This is a genomic window from Nocardia sp. NPDC004278 (genome assembly GCF_053602975.1).
On sequence record NZ_JBSGEQ010000003.1, the window covers coordinates 36914 to 51743 of the forward strand.

Genomic DNA, 14830 nt, shown 5'->3' on the forward strand with positions numbered 1-14830 from the left:
GGACAGCGGCCCAGAATTCGTTGGCTAGCAGTCGATCAGCGGAATAGCGGATGTCCTGTGCCGCTGTGTATCTCGCACGGTTGACCGCACCCAGCGGCACTGCCGCGCATGCGGACAACGCCCGCGAGGAGGCATCAGCGGATCGTGTGAGACTTCCAAGCCGACATGCTGCCTGGTTGGCCGGGCATCCGCAGGAGCCAACACCTGTGTGCAAATATCGACTCATCCGCAAACGGGAGCCGACGGGAACCAGTTCGACGGGACGTCCGCGATCGAACCCGCGACCGGACTCACAGTCACCAGAAACCTCGACCTGGTGGGGTCATCCGGGAACGCTATCTCCGCACCGCCACCGAGCTGAGGGAGAAAGACCAGCGGATCCGCGACGCACCCAGCGTGCGCGAGCCGTATGACCTTACCGTGGTCACTACTCGTGCCCTTGTCGATCCACTCCTTGGCGGCCTCGGTGGTTCCGAAATCCATCACCTTGTACACATGGTCTCCCTGGCTGGAGCTCGAACCCGGCGGCTGGCACTCGATCGCCCCCACAGACGCGTCGGATTGAGTGAACGAGGGGAGACACAAAGCCCCTCGCCAGGAAGCTGACGAGCCCTCCTTGCTCGGGACCAGTTTCGGGAACGTGTCCGCAATTACCTGTAGTTCTGGGAGCCACGGCTTGGGCACAAATGTTTTCGAAGGTCCCGCCGGAACCGTAGTTTGGGCGTCCCGGTGTGTCCCGATCAGCGCCTGGGAGGTAGCGGCTACCACACCCACGACCACGGACAAGAGCACGGCAATCGCGATGATGACTCCGGTCTTGTCGCGTGCAGGCGGTCGCACCTGGCGGCGCGGCATCGGAATCTGTCGGCCATAGGGCGCCGCCGCGGTTGCCGCCGTGGCGGGATGTGCCCAGTCCTGGACGATCGTTGCCCGCTGGGATGGACTCCCTCCTACCGTCTCGGTGGCCACCGTCGGTGCGTCGAGCCCGGTGGTCGGTTCAGCCGGATATCGAAGGGCGTCGGCGACCGCCGCGGCGAATTGGCCACAGCTGCCGAATCGTTGGCCAGGCTCCTTGGCCATGGCGCGAGCGAGAACTGCGTCCAGCTGCGCGGGGAGATCCGGCCGAAGTCGGACCAGTGATGGTACCGGTGCGCTCAGGTGCCCGGCCACGACCTGCCCGGGGTGGTCGGCGGCGAAGGGCGATCGCCCGGCGAGCATGCTGAACAGGGTGCATGCCAGTGAGTACTGATCGGCGCGGCCGTCGAGGGGCTGGCCGGTCAGCTGTTCGGGCGCGGCGTAGGCGATCGTCGCGACGAAGGTTCCGGTGGCGGTGACCTTGGTCGTCGCGTCCTGCAGCCGTGCGATGCCGAAGTCGGTGAGCACGCCGCGTTCTCCGCGGCCGGCATCGGGGGCGGCCAGCAGGATATTGGCCGGTTTGATATCGCGGTGCAGCACACCGTGGGCGTGGGCGTAGTCGAGGGCCGCAGCGACGTCGGTGATGATCCGTGCTGCCCGATCGCCGGTGACGGTTCGGCAGTCCAGGCGGCCGGCGTCGGATCCCTGGATGTACTGCATGGCGATCCACAGATGGCCATCGTGAGTGCCACGATCGTAGACTCCCACGATATTGGGGTGCTCGAGCTGTGCCACAACGCTGGCTTCCCGCTCGAATCGCCGACGCAGCTCCGCGTCGCTGGAAACCTCACGGTTGAGCAGCTTCAGCGCCACCGATCTGGGCAGGCGAGGGTGGCGAGCAAGATAGACCGTGCCCATCCCGCCCTGGCCGAGCACGCCTTCGATGACATGGTCCGCGAACGTTGCGCCGATGCCGGGATGAGCCACGAGCCCCCCCTTTCACCTGTCCACAGCAAGCGATGCCGAATGTCAGCATAGAGAAGCACTGCCAACGTCGAGCGAAGAAGCTCGGCGCATCCCGCTATCGAAGCTGGACCATCCCACGAACGTCCGCTCATCGGGGAGCTATGAGCGGATATCCTGAGCCGCAGCGCATCTCGCCTGTCGAACACTCAACGACCTGAGCGTGCGATCGCCGAGGAATCCACATCCATCCGATGCTGACAATGTCCGTTGCACCCGCTGCAGTCAGCGCAAACACCGCATCACTGGCGGCTGTATTCGCCAGTGCCACACCCTATCTCGTCAGACCGATTCCCCCGCTATCCAGTCCAAGTGCTCGCCGAACGTAGTCATCCGGCGGTCGATTGTGCGGGTGCGACCACCATTTGACTACGTCGACGGAACTCCCCGGACCGACGGCTGGATACGGCAGAAGCTGTCTGGATTCGGCACTGGTTTGGTCGCGTGGTGCGTAGGCACGCATCGCACGAGTTAGATGCGTGGGCCCGAGCATTCGCGACGCAGTCCCATGGGACGGTCGAATCGGCGCCGGGGATCCGATGTGCGCCAGCCGAGTTTGATGCTGCCGCGGGGACGGTGGCCGATGCGGCGCCGATCAGCCTAACTGTCATCAGGGCGGACGCGAGTATCTCTCGATCCGCACCCGCACCCGCACCCGCACCCGTGACACCGGGCGCGGGTGGCCGAGATCGATGGCTACTTGTGGCAGGTCTGGCGGTAGTCGTGGATGTCCGCGCGGGCGGTCCTGAAGTCCTGTACGTCCTGCGGGTGCGCCTGGCGGTAGGACTTCCACTCCGCCTTGCGCTGATCCTTGGGCAGGGCCTTCACCTTCGCCACTTCTGCGGCGAAGTCCGGGTGACTGGACAGGAATGCCGCGACCTTCGGAGCGCTGTCCGCCTTCGCCTGGGCCGCGGCCGCGGGGCTGCATTGCGGCCCGGGGTCGGCGGAGGCGGTCGCGGGCAGGGCGATGGCAAGTCCGGCGAGGCCGGCGAGGGTGGCGGCGACGAGACTGCGCTTCATTCTTACTCCAGTGGTCGGCGGGATATGTCCCCATCGAATCTGCCGACCCGACCTGCCGAGCGCACTTGTCGCGCCACTATCTTCAGGCGATCTTCAGCCGCAGCACGAATACGGCACCGTGTTGTCCGGGCGCAGGGTCGAGGCAGATCAGGTCGCCGCCATGGGCTCTGGCGATGCCGCGGGCGATGGCAAGTCCCAGGCCGGAACCGTCCGCGCGGCGATCGCGTGCCCGGTCGAGACGCACCAGCCGGTCGAAGATCCGCTCGCGTTCGCCGGGTGGCACCCCCGGGCCGGTATCGCTGATCGTCACCTCGGCCAGGTTGCTGGTGGCGCTGACCCGCACCGTCACCGCGCCGCTATCCGGCATGGCTTGGCACGCGTTCTCGAGCAGGTTCAACAGCACCTGGTTGACGCGTTCGGGGTCGATGGCCGCGACCACGTGATCGCCCGCGAGTTCGAACTCGATATCGCCGTGCAGCAGCCGCATCCGACTCAACTGGGCATCGGCGAGATCGTGTAGATCGGTCGGTGTATGCCGCAGCGGCAGTCCGGCGTCGATGCGAGCCAGATCGACGAGATCGTCGACCAGCCGTCCCGCGCGCTGGGCCTCACGGACCAACAGCAGCTGCATCTGCAGGCTGGCGTCGGGATCGGCGTCGGGCGGCTGCTGCAGGACCGCTTCGGCGATCGCGCGAATTCCGGTGATCGGGGTGCGCAACTCGTGCGCGGCGTCGGCGACGAAGGTACGGATCTGTTCCTCGGACGCCTGTGCTCGGGCCTCGGCGCCTTCCAGTGCGTCCAGCATTTCATCGAAAGCCGTTGCGGTGCGTCCCAGTTCGGTGTCGGGTCGCGATGGCAACAACCGCCGCCCGCGTCGGCCGTGAGCGATCTCGCGAGCCAGCACGGTCATGGAATCCAAGGGTGCGAGGGCGCGCCGGATACCGAACGGCAACCCGATGACGATGACGAGCAGCGCCGCGGCGGTGGTGCCCGCGAGCACGCCCACCAGCTTCGACTGCGCCCCCGCCAATAGTTTGGTGTCGAGTTGCAGGGTCATTCGCGCGTGGTCCAACTCGCCTCGGCCATTGAGCAGCACGTGTCTGGTCTTCACCGTGGACTGGTCCTCGTGCTGGGCATTCAGGCTGCCGAAGGTGCGGCCGTCGGCGAGGACGAGCCGCGCTCGCACCGACCGCGCATCGATCCGGGTGAGCAGATCGGTGGGCGAGATGCCTTGGCCGGCAAGTTGCTGCGCCAGTTGAACGCGGTCGGCGAGTACGGCGTTCTGACTGCGATTCAGCGCCACCGCGAACAACCCGTGCACCACCAGCGAAACAACGATCAGTACCGCACCGAGCACCGTAGCGGTGGTGAGCGTGACGCGCCTGCGCAGCGACACCGTCTTCATCGCACCCCGGCCCGATGAGAGCTGTAGTAGTCACCCGGGCGGCGCTGCCAGCTCACTGGTCGCCGACCCGCAAGGTGTAGCCGAGACCGCGCACGGTGTGCAGCAGCCGCGGTCCGTGTGCTTCCAGCTTGCGTCGAACCGCGCTGACATTCACCTCGACCAGGTTGGGGTCGTAATCGTCGTATCCCCATACGGCGGTCAGGATTTGGGCCTTGGTGACCACCCGGTCGCGGTGCGCGGCGAGATAGCCGAGGAGTTTGAACTCGGTGAGGGTCAGCACGATGGTCTCGCCGCCGCGGTGCACCGCACCGGATTCCACGTCGATGACGAGATCGCCGATCGTGGTCTTGGTCTGGAGTCGGCCCATCCGCCGCAACAGCGCATCGACCCGGGCCACCAGCTCGGCCAGGTCGAACGGCTTGACCACATAATCATCCGAGCCGGCTCGCAGCCCGCGCAGCCGGTCCTCGATACCATCGCGGGCGGTCAGGATGACGACACCGGCCCCTGATCTGGCGCGCACAGTTTCCAGCAGGGTGAATCCGTCGCGTCCGGGCAGCATGATGTCGAGCACGACCACATCCGGCCGGAACTGCGCGAGATCGCGCTCCAACTGTTGGCCGTGCTCCCGGCTGAGCACCTCGTGTCCGGCCGTGGTCAGCCCCGATCCGACCGCGACCCGGATGGCCTCGGCGTCTTCGATGACAAGTATTCGTCCCGGCTGCACAGGTGTCATTGTTGCGCCTCGGAGCTGAAGATTGCCTGAAAGGTCGTGCTGAACGAGCCGATGAACGCCGGGGGCGGCGCGATACTCGGATCATGGGCAGCCAATCGGCGCAGTGGATGCGCACCGCGCGCGTGCTTCGTCGCGCCGGCTTCGGTGCGACCGGGGCCGAGATCGATGCCGTGCGTGCGCAGCAGCCCGCCGACTATCTGCGATCGGCATTGACCACCGACCCGGACGGCGATGCCGGCGCGCGGGCGACGCCGCTGCCGGTGTTCGCCGAGACCACAGCACCGGGTAAAAATGCGACGCCCGAGGTCCGCCGACGGTACAACGCCGAACGCAACAACGAACTCGCAATGCTGACCGCGTGGTGGTTGCGGCGCATGGCCGCCGTACATCAGCCGATCCATGAAAAGCTGACCCTATTGTGGCACAACCACTTTGCGACATCGGCGGCCAAAGTTCGCAATGCCGCCACGCTGGCCGCGCAGAACCAGAAGCTGCGCACTCTGGGCACCGGCGACTTCGGCGCGCTGGCCTACGCGATGCTCACCGACGCGGCCATGCTCAAATGGCTCGACGGCACGAGTAATTCGGCGAAGGCGCCCAACGAGAATCTGTCGCGCGAGTTCCTGGAACTGTTCGCGCTCGGACACGGCAACGGTTACACCGAGACCGATGTGCGCGAAGGCGCACGTGCACTGACCGGGTGGACGATCGACGCCAGCGGGGCCGCCACGCTGAATTCCCAGCGGCACGATCCCGGACCCAAAACCGTACTCGGCGTGACGGGTTCGCTCGGCGCCCGCGAATTCTGCGATATCGTGCTCGGTCGGCCCGAGTCGGCTCGCTATGTGGCCGGGCGGATGTGGCAGCAGCTCGGCTCCGATACACCGCCGTCGCAACCGGCGATCGATCGCGCCGTGGCGGCCTACGGACCGAATCGCGATGCCGCGGGGATGGTGGTTGCGATCCTCACCGACGACGAATTCGCCACTGTGCAAGACACTGTCGTGCACGGCCCGGTCGAATGGCTGATCGGCATGGTGCGCGCGCTGGCGGTCCCGATGGACAACGACGCCGACGTCAAGAAGCTGGCGGGTGTGCTGCGCAATCTCGGACAGCTGCCGTTCTACCCGCCGTCGGTCGGTGGCTGGCCGCACGGCCAGGCGTGGATGTCGACAGCCGCGGCGCGGATTCGGCTCACCGCGGCATCTGAGCTCGTGAAAAAGGCTGACCTGAGCCGGATTTCGTCCGCCGCGCCGGGCGATCGCCTCGATGCGGTCGGCTACCAGCTCGGCATCGGCGCCTGGTCGGACCGCAGCGCCGCCGTGCTCGCGGCGGTCCGAAACGATCCCGCCCGGCTCACCGCGATCGCGGTGAACACTCCCGAGTATCTGACCAGCTGACCGGAAAGTCATCGAACCATGGCTCGATTCAATCGCAGACAGTTCCTCGTCGGCAGCAGCGTACTGGGTGCGCTCGGGGTGGCCGGTGGCTCCGTGATCACCTGGGAGGAAGTGCACCGGCACGCGGCCACCGCCCCCCTGGCGCCGGACGCCGGAATCCTGGTCCTGGTAACGATGTACGGCGGCAACGACGGCGTCAACACCGTGATTCCGTACGCGGACAACGCCTATCACGACGCGCGGCCGGAGTTGTCGTATCAGCCGCAGGAGGTACTGCACCTGGACGGGCAACTCGGACTCAATCCGGCGATGAAGGGCTTCGCGGACCTGTGGGGCAGCCACAACCTCGCGATCGTGCGCGGGGTCGGCTATCCGCATCCGGATCACAGCCATTTCCGCTCGATGGACATCTGGCAGACGGCCACTCCGGACCGCCCCGTCAATACCGGATGGATCGGGCGCTGGCTCGACACGACCGGCGACGACCCGGTCCGTGCGGTCAATATCGGCCCGGTGCTGCCGCAGCTGGCGATAGGGGAAAAGCACACCGCAGCGGCGCTGGATCCCGCCTCGGCCCCGCTATCGCCGGAATTGTCCGCCGAATTGGCCGCGCTCGCCGCCACCGACCCCCGCGACAGTCCCGCCCAGGCACTCGTCTGTGCGGGCTATCACGCCGAAAAGGCTGTGGCACAGACGTTTTCCTCGATCGGCACGAAACCCGCCGGTCCGGGCGGTAATCCGCTCGCCGCCCAGCTCGCGCTCGTCGGACAGTGCATCAAGGCGGGTGTGCCCACCCGGGTGTATTCGGTCAGTCTGGGCGGCTTCGACACCCATGCCGATGAACGCCGCACCCAGCAGCAACTGCTCGGACGGCTGGACCAGGCGGTGTCGGCGTTCTTGACGGATATGGCAGGGCATCCCCGTGGCCGCGACGTAGTTCTCATGGCCTACAGCGAATTCGGCCGCCGCGTCGCCGCCAACGCTTCCCAGGGCACCGACCACGGCACTGCCGGGCCGGTGTTCGTTGCGGGAGCGCGGGTCAAGGGCGGCTGCTACGGCGACGAGCCAAGCCTCACCGACCTGGACAACGGTGATCTGAAGACCACCGTCGACTTCCGTGACATTTACTCGGAATTGCTGCACCGCGTCGTCGCGACCGACCCGGGTCCCGCTGTCGGTACCGCTCGTCACGACCTGGGTTTCATCGCGTGAGGGAACCTCTTGTCGCTCAGGGGCCTCGGGCCAGCGATTACTGTGCGACGTTCAACTTCCGGTCGGCATGAGAGTACCGACGCGAATAGGCGTGGTTGATCGGTGACCCGCTGGTGCAGTGCGTCGAGCGCGCTGGTTGAGCAGGTCGAGCCGGGCTCGCGAATCTTCCGCTCGGTGCATTATGGCTGGTGAGCCGGCCTAGAGGCAGGTGCAGGGCACTATGAATCGGACGTCTTCATCTTGTCCAGCATTCTGGGCTGCCATTGGTAGAACCAACTGAATTTGTAGGACTCGCCACGGGGCGACGAGGTGGCGGCATAGGTGAATCGACGGTCGGTCGTGCTGATCGGAACTTTGTCGACGAGTTGCGCGAAGCTCGGGTCGATCGGGACTGGGAGCGTTCTCGGGTCCGGTGTTATCACAGGGAAACAGAGCCGCTCGATCCGAGGAGATTCCCAGCTGATGGTGGCGTATATATCGAATGCTTTCTCGGTGATCGAGAGGAATTGATCGCTCGGGTCCGGAAGTCCGGCGTCGCGGTGCAGCGACACGATGGCGCGGGGCGCGAAGCACTCGGCCGGCAGTCCGGGAAAATACACGTTCATCGTCTTGTCGTAGTAGTCGATCCCGAGCAAGCCGACTTTGTCCTCCAAGCCGTGACGTGCGAACATGCGGGCGTGGTCGGCGAGACTGGGCGGCATGGCCGGGAGTGCGGCAAGCTCCGATACCTTTTGCACGCCATCGGCAGGAAAGAACGGCCAGATTTTCTTGAAGCCGCCGACTACACCGATGTCGATCCCGTAGCTGTCGATGGGGCACTGTTTCTGGACCTGGTCCAGCAGAGCGCCAACCGGATGATCGGTCTCGGGAATCAGTTTGTTGGAAAGGGCGATGTTGTAAGGGTCGACGTCTCTCGGCAACGTCAGAAAACGATAGTCGAGGTCTCCCGAGCGGCGGGCGTCGGTGACCACTCTGAAAGAGATCACGGACTGCGTGAGCATCCTGCCGTATGCGGTCAGGGTGGGCCGGACAGCGTCTCGCGCGCAGGGAACGTTCACTAGCCGCGCGGATTTCTCAATGGCCGCATAGAGATCTTCCAGCTCGGATTCGGTGGTGGTGAGCATGCGTCCTTCCAGAGATGAGTGCTGCGAACAACATCGCGGTCTCGCCAATCCCACTCGGCCAGAAAGCAAATCAGTCGGGCAGAGCCGAATGCGGAACGCAGACAGCACTTTACGCTGCGACGTAGCCGTTGGCATTGAGTCGACCGACTCGGAGCGCGGGGGTCATATCTCCATGTCGTGCCGATAGATCGCGCCGGTCATGCGGCAGCGCACTCCTCACCAGTATTTCCGCGGATCCGAGACCGATGACCGCAGTAATCGCAGAAACTGCGCATTGCACTCGAATTCCGTTGCACCGGTTACGGTTTCGCTGTCGATTGCGACCATCTGCTGGAGAACTCGACGACTACGACGAGACATCATGCAGCACAACGGTTCCGATGCACATGCACGATCCACATCAGCTGTCGGAGGCGGTTCTTAGATGGCGCGCGAAGGAGGCGGTTCTCGGCAAACGCACGTCCATACGCATGCCCCCGAAGTATTCGGCCTGGCCTGATCCATTCAATGGCGGCGACCGCCTCTTGGTCGCGTACGCCGAAGCAGTCTGTCCGACCGGCACTCAGGCTATCAACTGGCTCGAACTGAGTACCCCCGACAGTGGTGAGTGCAACTGGCCGCTGTCTGCGTGTTTCCTGACTTGCCTCTGCCCGCGGCGCGGATGAAGCAGGTAACGAGGCAGCCGGGGGCAGCGAACTCGCTCCTGCGTCAGCGCGGTTCGCCGGCGCGTGCGGCGGCTGTCGTGGTTGTGAAGTCGATTTGGCGGCGAGCGTTGGACAGTGTGGTCACCACGCAGGTGCCGACGGGCCCGGTGCGGTCGTAGAGGGTGGCGCTGCCGATGGAGATGCCGTCGGCAGCGATGGTGTTGTCGGCGCGCAGCCCGAGTTCGTGGCCGATCGGGAGCCGAGAGAGGGCCACGGTGACGTCGGTGTTGATATAGCCGGCGCCTGCGGATCCCCAGTGGCACACGTGGTTGGTGGCGTCGCCGAGGAACGCGGCGCGTTGGAACGGGGTGATCGGCTCACCGGCCACTAGCGGCGGCAGACTGTGCCAGGAGACCTTGCGCTCGGCGTTCTGATTGGCCCCGAAATCGGAAGTCCAGTCGTGCTCACCGCTTTTGAACAGTGGCGGTGACCCCTCCGGGGAAGCGCAACCTTCCGGAGGCGTCGGCAGGTCTTCGGCCCGGCTCCACACCTGTCCCGGGGGCTCGTCGCCGGTGGTCAGGAACACCGCTGATGCCCGGACCCGTTCCTGGCCTTCCTGCACCAGGGTGGCGTCGATGACGGCGATCCGCGAGCCCCGGCGGACCACCCTGCTGCGCATATCGAACGCTGCGTTGGCCACCGGCTGGTAGAGGTCCACGGTCAGCCGCGCCGGAACGAATCCGTCGGGGCAGTGGCCCTCGAGCTCACGAGCGAGCAGACCGCACACGCCTGTTCCGCTCAGCTTGTCCGGTGCCCATGGACTGAGCGCCAGCTTCTCAGCTATGAGCTGGTCGCCCTGTCTCACGAAGAAACTCATCATCGCGTTGATTCCCCTTCCGGACCCTCTGCTCGCACCCCAGAAGTGGAACACGTTACAGGAAGGCTGGCGTGGTACGGGGCATACGGACACGCTAGCGGCCGATGATGTCCTGATTGCCGCCGCGCTGATCGGATGGCTGACCATCGACACCGACTGTGCAAATTGCATATAGTCCGCACCGGAAGATGCACACGAGACCGATGTTGCGTGCACTACCAGCGATTCCGGCTCGATGTGAGTGACCCGGCCTTGACAGGCATGGTTGCGACAATGTGTCGATACCAGTGCCTAGTCCGGCGAATTTGTCTGCGTCGCAATCCAGTTCGCGAGAACTGCGGCCTGGCTATGGTCGATGTCGCGGGTGGCGGACAATAGCGTCACCGGATGTCGGCTGGCCATTTCCCGCAGTTGCGCGACCGCGTCCCGATGTCGCGCGTCCCGCAATTCGGCGAGATATCGGCGACGGAATTCGGCGAACCGCTCCGGCCGATGGCCGTACCACTGGCGCAGTTCGGTCGAGGGAGCGATATCGCGCATCCACTCGTCCAGATGCGCATCCGTCTTCCGCATCCCGCGCGGCCACACCCGATCGACGAGCACCCGGGTCCCATCGGAGGGAATCGGCGCTTCATAGATTCTCCGGTAGCCGATGTGCTGACTCATCATGCTTCCGTCCTGATCAGGGTCGTTTTCGCGGCGCACCGCGCCGTCGGAAACCCCGCCGGTATCGAGGTGGCCCAATGATAGCTCCGCATCTTTCAATCATCGATTCAATCAATGCTTGAATCGATGATCGGATTCGTGGTTGACTCTGTGCATGACGGAGCGGACAACGGCGACGGGGACGCGGGAGCGGCTATTGCTCGCGGCTGAGCGGCTATTGCTGACCGAGCGATATGACGACGTCTCGGTGCGGGCGGTGTGTGTGGCGGCGGGGGCGAATTCGGCCGCGGTGCACTATCACTTCGGGTCGAAGGAGGCGCTGGTCGCGGCGCTGCTGGAGGATCGCCTCGGATCGCTGTGGGCCGAACGGCTGACCGAGGTGACCGATGCGCACGCATCGGTGGCGACGGTCGTGGACGCGGTGATCGAGCCGTTCATCGGGCTGGCGGCCGATCCGGTCGGGCGGCTGCACCTGCGGCTGCTGGCCCAGGTCGTCCTCGGACGGCATCCGACGGTGTGGCGTCGGCCGTGGTTCCGGATGGACGACTGGATCGGTTTGCTGCCGGAGGTGAGCGAATCCGAGAGTCGGCGGCGGTGGGCGTTGGCTTTCGAATTGATCATCGTGCAGTTCGGCGGTGTCGGAACGGGGGAGCGTGAGATGTCGGACGAGGCGGTGCGCACACTGCGCGATTTCGTGGTCGCCGGACTCACCGCGACGAGGGGACAGCAGAAATGAACGAGGTATTTGCCCCTGCCACGCTGGGCCCGGTCACGTTGCGCAACAGGGTGATCAAGTCCGCGACCTTCGAGGGACGGACGCCGGATGCGCTGGTCACCGACGAATTGATCGATTTCCATCGGGAAGTCGCGGCCGGTGGCGTCGGGATGACCACACTCGCCTACTGCGCCACGTCACCGGGCGGACGCACCGACCGCCATCAGATCTGGATGCGTCCAGAGGCCGTGCCGGGACTGCGCAAGCTCACCGACGCGGTGCACGCCGAGGGTGCGGCGGCCAGCGCCCAACTCGGACATGCGGGCCCGGTGGCCAATGCCGCATCCAACCGCGCACCCGCATTGGCGCCGAGTCGGATGTTCAGTCCACTCGGCATGCGCCCCATGCATGTTCCGGATCTGTCCGAAATTGCCACGGTCATCGCAGATTTCGCGAATGCGGCTCGACTGGCCGAGCAAGCGGGTTTCGATGCGGTCGAAATCCATTTCGGTCACAACTATTTGGTGAGTTCGTTCCTGAGTCCGCTGCTGAATCGGCGCAAGGACCGCTATGGCGGATCCTCGGTCAATAGGGCCCGACTCGCTCGCGAGGTTGCGCTCGCGGTGCGCGAAGCGGTGGGCGACCGTTTGGCCGTCATTGCCAAATTGAATATGGAAGACGGTGTGCGCGGCGGACTTTCGGTTCCGGAATCGTTGCGGGTGGCGTCGTGGCTGGAGGCGGACGGTGCGTTGGACGCCCTGGAGTTGACCGCCGGCAGCTCATTGCTCAACCCGATGCTGCTGTTCCATGGCGCCGCACCGCGCAAGGAATTCGCGAAAGTGCTTCCCGCGCCCGCCCGATGGGGCTTTCGCCTGATGGGCCGGGCCTTCCTGCGTGAGTATCCGTATCGTGACGCGTACCTGCTCGAGCGCGCCCGCCAGTTCCGCAGTGAACTTTCGATGCCGCTGATCCTGCTGGGCGGTATTACCGACTTCGCCACCATGCAACGGGCAATGGCGGAGGGTTTCGATTTCGTCGCGATGGGGCGGGCGCTGCTGCGCGAACCGGATCTGCTGCGCCGCATCCAAGCCGATCAGCGCACGCGTTCGGCATGTATCCACTGCAACGAGTGCATGCCGACGATCTACACCCGGACCCGCTGTGTGTTGCGAGTCGATCAGGATCCACCGAGTTTGCCCAGGTAGCAAGTAACGTTGGCATTCGCGCGCCCGGTGCCGGGCGAATTCTCGACTGCTGTTTCGATGCTGCCCGGAAACGATCGGAGACTGCGGTGTCTGCGTCACGCGACTGGAGCGACGAACTCGCCGGGTCGGCGCGGTGGCTGCTCATTGCCTTCCCGATCACCGCCGTCGTCTTTCTCCTTGTCGCGGCATTGTTGCTGCGGATCACCGTATGGGGTCGACATTTCCGGATCGTCACCGGCGCGTTCTTCACCGGTAGCGCGGCATTGCGCAGTATCCCGTTGGTCGCGGTGCTGATGTTGAGTGCCATTTTATCGGTCCGGGTGCAGGTGCTGCTGTCCTATCAGGGCAATGACATGTTCTCGGCCCTACAGCGTGCCGCCCAGGCGATGGGGCGCCGTGACGGCCCCGGGCTCGATGCCGCCCAGAACGCGTTCTGGCATTCGCTGGCCATCTTCGCCTTGCTCGCCTCCGTCGAGGTGTTGCGCACTCAGTTGGATTTCTATCTCGGTCAGGTCTTCGAAATCGGCTGGCGCCGTTGGCTTACCGACCATCTCACCGAAACGTGGATCGGGGATCGGGCCTTCTATCGGACCCGATTTATCGACCATCCCATCGATAACCCGGACCAGCGCATCCAGCAGGATGTCGGCGATATGATCGCGAGTGCGCGGACGCTGTCGCTCGGGGCCGTCACCGCTGTTGTGTCGGTGGTGTCCTTCAGCGAGATCCTGTGGCACCTTTCGGAGCCGCTGTATCTTTTCGGCGTCGAAATTCCACGGGCCATGGTGTTCCTGGTGTTCGTCTACGTGCTGGTGGCCACGGCCGTTGCGTTCTGGCTCGGCCGTCCACTGATCGGGCTCGGCTTCCGATATCAGGCCGTCACGGCCGACTTCCGCTATGCACTGGTCCGATTGCGCGAGAACGCGGAACGCATCGCGTTCTACCGCGGCGGGGGCGCGGAAAGTATGGGATTGCGTACGTTATTCGCGGAAGTGCTGCGCGTCTACTATCGCCTGGTCCTGTTCACTACCCGTTTCATCGGCTGGAATGAGGCGGCGACGGAGACGGCCAAGGTCTTTCCTTGGCTCATCCAGGCGCCGCACTTCTTCGTCGGGACGCTCACCCTCGGCGATGTCAATCAGACCGGTTCCGCATTCGGGCAGATCCAGGAATCGCTGTCGTTCTTCCGCAACAGCTACAGCCAATTCGCGGCCTTCCGCGCGACCATGCTGCGTCTGTACGGTCTCGTCGAGGCAAGTGCGCAATCGCGCGAACTGCCCACCATCGGCGTGCGTGCGTTGGACGGTTCGGTGGAGTTGACAAAGGTCGACGTGTCGAAGCCCGACGGCGTTGTCCTGATCGAGGAGTTGAATCTGCGGCTGCGCAGCGGGGACGCGGTGGTCGTCAAGGGGCTTTCCGGGACCGGCAAGACGACGCTGTTGCGCGCCATCGCGGAGATGTGGCCCTACACCAGTGGTGTTGTCGGTCGACCGGAGGCCAGCGGCACCTTGTTCCTCTCGCAACTGCCGTATATCCCGCTGGGCGATCTGCGCACGGCCGTCACCTATCCCGCGGCGCCCGAGAGCGCCCCCGATGCGGAGCTGAGTGCCGCTCTGACCAAGGTACAACTCGGGCATCTGGCAACCAGATTGGACGAGGAGGCCGATTGGGCGAATATCCTCTCGCCCGGTGAACAGCAGCGATTGGCATTCGCTCGGATTATCCTGATCCGTCCCGAGGCGGCATTCCTGGACGAGGCGACCTCGGCCGTGGACGAAGGTTTGGAATTCGCCCTCTACACTCTCATCCGCACCGAACTCCCCGACATCATCTTGTTCAGCACCGCCCACCGCACAACGGTCGACCAGCACCACACCGCCCGGCTCGAACTCACCGGCGGTGGCGGATGGTTGTTCGCGCCGAATCAACCCGATAAACGGTGAGCCGT

The 14830-nt window shown here is 65.0% G+C and carries 12 protein-coding genes; 5 read left to right on the top strand and 7 right to left on the bottom strand.

Annotated features, from left to right (window positions below; translation table 11 throughout):
• Positions 1-222: 222 nt before the first annotated feature.
• The 4 genes from ACWEO2_RS05135 to ACWEO2_RS05150 all read right to left on the bottom strand — a co-directional run bounded on the left by ACWEO2_RS05135 (position 223) and on the right by ACWEO2_RS05150 (position 5039).
• Entirely contained in the window at positions 223-1842 is a 1620-nt protein-coding gene (locus ACWEO2_RS05135) for a serine/threonine-protein kinase (RefSeq protein ID WP_452404200.1), read from the bottom strand.
• 732 nt (positions 1843-2574) lie between these two features.
• Positions 2575-2898, bottom strand: a complete 324-nt coding sequence (locus ACWEO2_RS05140) for a hemophore-related protein (protein ID WP_452404201.1) — start codon at positions 2896-2898, stop codon at positions 2575-2577.
• Between the two features lie 82 nt (positions 2899-2980).
• Positions 2981-4303: an ATP-binding protein gene (locus ACWEO2_RS05145; RefSeq protein WP_452404202.1), complete on the bottom strand. Its 1323-nt coding sequence runs from the start codon at positions 4301-4303 to the stop codon at positions 2981-2983.
• Positions 4304-4355: 52 nt separating this feature from the next.
• Complete coding sequence (locus ACWEO2_RS05150; RefSeq protein ID WP_354954272.1) at positions 4356-5039, bottom strand: response regulator transcription factor; 684 nt, start codon at positions 5037-5039, stop codon at positions 4356-4358.
• Between the two features lie 83 nt (positions 5040-5122).
• Here ACWEO2_RS05150 and ACWEO2_RS05155 point away from each other — a divergent pair, with 83 nt between their 5' ends.
• Positions 5123-6439, top strand: a complete 1317-nt coding sequence (locus ACWEO2_RS05155; RefSeq protein WP_452404203.1) for a DUF1800 domain-containing protein — start codon at positions 5123-5125, stop codon at positions 6437-6439.
• 18 nt (positions 6440-6457) lie between these two features.
• Positions 6458-7651: a DUF1501 domain-containing protein gene (locus ACWEO2_RS05160; RefSeq protein WP_452404204.1), complete on the top strand. Its 1194-nt coding sequence runs from the start codon at positions 6458-6460 to the stop codon at positions 7649-7651.
• 218 nt (positions 7652-7869) lie between these two features.
• Here the strand turns inward: ACWEO2_RS05160 and ACWEO2_RS05165 are convergent, their stop codons facing one another.
• From ACWEO2_RS05165 to ACWEO2_RS05175, 3 genes are all read right to left on the bottom strand, one after another.
• Positions 7870-8775, bottom strand: coding sequence for an aromatic prenyltransferase (locus tag ACWEO2_RS05165; protein WP_452404205.1), 906 nt, complete (start codon positions 8773-8775; stop codon positions 7870-7872).
• Positions 8776-9483: 708 nt separating this feature from the next.
• Positions 9484-10296 (bottom strand): acyl-CoA thioesterase domain-containing protein, encoded by an 813-nt coding sequence (locus ACWEO2_RS05170; RefSeq protein ID WP_452404206.1) that lies wholly within the window; start codon positions 10294-10296, stop codon positions 9484-9486.
• A gap of 291 nt (positions 10297-10587) precedes the next feature.
• Positions 10588-11061 carry a DUF488 domain-containing protein gene (locus ACWEO2_RS05175; protein WP_452404207.1) on the bottom strand — a complete coding sequence of 158 codons (474 nt, stop codon included), beginning with the start codon at positions 11059-11061 and terminating at the stop codon, positions 10588-10590.
• Between the two features lie 55 nt (positions 11062-11116).
• Between ACWEO2_RS05175 and ACWEO2_RS05180 the strand changes: the two genes are divergently transcribed.
• The 3 genes from ACWEO2_RS05180 (at position 11117) to ACWEO2_RS05190 (ending at position 14825) form a co-directional block, all read left to right on the top strand.
• A complete protein-coding gene (locus ACWEO2_RS05180) occupies positions 11117-11698 on the top strand; it encodes a TetR family transcriptional regulator (RefSeq protein ID WP_452404208.1) in 582 nt (193 codons plus the stop codon).
• Positions 11695-12882, top strand: a complete 1188-nt coding sequence (locus tag ACWEO2_RS05185) for an NADH:flavin oxidoreductase (protein ID WP_452404209.1) — start codon at positions 11695-11697, stop codon at positions 12880-12882. The genes ACWEO2_RS05180 and ACWEO2_RS05185 overlap by 4 nt, the downstream gene beginning before the upstream one ends.
• An 86-nt stretch (positions 12883-12968) precedes the next feature.
• Positions 12969-14825, top strand: a complete 1857-nt coding sequence (locus ACWEO2_RS05190; protein ID WP_452404210.1) for an ABC transporter ATP-binding protein/permease — start codon at positions 12969-12971, stop codon at positions 14823-14825.
• Positions 14826-14830: the final 5 nt, after the last annotated feature.

What these genes read in the sequence shown, in the direction of transcription:
- ACWEO2_RS05150 (WP_354954272.1), bottom strand. Translation starts at nt 5,039, where the DNA reads ATGACACCTGTGCAGCCGGGACGAATACTTGTCATCGAAGACGCCGAG.
- ACWEO2_RS05185 (WP_452404209.1), top strand. Translation starts at nt 11,695, where the DNA reads ATGAACGAGGTATTTGCCCCTGCCACGCTGGGCCCGGTCACGTTGCGC.
- ACWEO2_RS05145 (WP_452404202.1), bottom strand. Translation starts at nt 4,303, where the DNA reads ATGAAGACGGTGTCGCTGCGCAGGCGCGTCACGCTCACCACCGCTACG.
- ACWEO2_RS05165 (WP_452404205.1), bottom strand. Translation starts at nt 8,775, where the DNA reads ATGCTCACCACCACCGAATCCGAGCTGGAAGATCTCTATGCGGCCATT.
- ACWEO2_RS05160 (WP_452404204.1), top strand. Translation starts at nt 6,458, where the DNA reads ATGGCTCGATTCAATCGCAGACAGTTCCTCGTCGGCAGCAGCGTACTG.
- ACWEO2_RS05180 (WP_452404208.1), top strand. Translation starts at nt 11,117, where the DNA reads ATGACGGAGCGGACAACGGCGACGGGGACGCGGGAGCGGCTATTGCTC.
- ACWEO2_RS05170 (WP_452404206.1), bottom strand. Translation starts at nt 10,296, where the DNA reads ATGAGTTTCTTCGTGAGACAGGGCGACCAGCTCATAGCTGAGAAGCTG.
- ACWEO2_RS05140 (WP_452404201.1), bottom strand. Translation starts at nt 2,898, where the DNA reads ATGAAGCGCAGTCTCGTCGCCGCCACCCTCGCCGGCCTCGCCGGACTT.
- ACWEO2_RS05155 (WP_452404203.1), top strand. Translation starts at nt 5,123, where the DNA reads ATGGGCAGCCAATCGGCGCAGTGGATGCGCACCGCGCGCGTGCTTCGT.